The following is a 554-nucleotide window of genomic DNA, read 5'->3' on the forward strand; positions in this document are numbered from 1 at the left end:
ACGGGTGAGGTCCGTCAGGCACAAGTCTTTGTCGCCGTGCTCGGTGCGTCCAACTACACCTTTGCCGAGGCCACCTGGTCACAGTCACTGCCGGACTGGCTGCAAAGCCATGTCCGTGCCTTTGAGTTTTTCGGCGGGACACCGGCACTGCTGATCCCCGACAACCTCAAGAGCGGTGTCAGCAAGGCTTGCCGATACGATCCCGAGCTCAACCCCAGCTACCAGCAGTTGGCCGAGCACTATCAGGTGGCGGTGATGCCAGCTCGTCCTTACAAGCCCAAGGACAAGGCCAAGGCGGAGGTGGGTGTGCAGATCGTCGAGCGCTGGATCCTGGCCCGTCTACGCCATCAGACCTTCTTCTCGCTTGCCGAACTCAACCAGTGCATCCGTGCCTTGCTGAACGAACTCAACGAGCGTCCGTTCAAGCAACTGCCCGGTAACCGACGTGACGCATTTGAGCAGTTGGACCGCCCGGCACTGGGACCACTGCCGGTGCATCCCTATCGCTATGTCGCCATCAAAACGGTCAAGGTCAACATCGACTATCACGTCAG

Annotated in this window: 1 protein-coding gene; it reads left to right on the forward strand. The window is 59.7% G+C overall.

What is annotated here, in order from left to right:
* Positions 1 to 554: IS21 family transposase (gene istA, locus PG896_RS21125; RefSeq protein WP_139242793.1), on the forward strand; the 554-nt coding region annotated here is incomplete at both ends.

Source organism: Aeromonas sp. QDB30 (assembly GCF_027707645.1).
Lineage (GTDB): Bacteria > Pseudomonadota > Gammaproteobacteria > Enterobacterales > Aeromonadaceae > Aeromonas > Aeromonas caviae.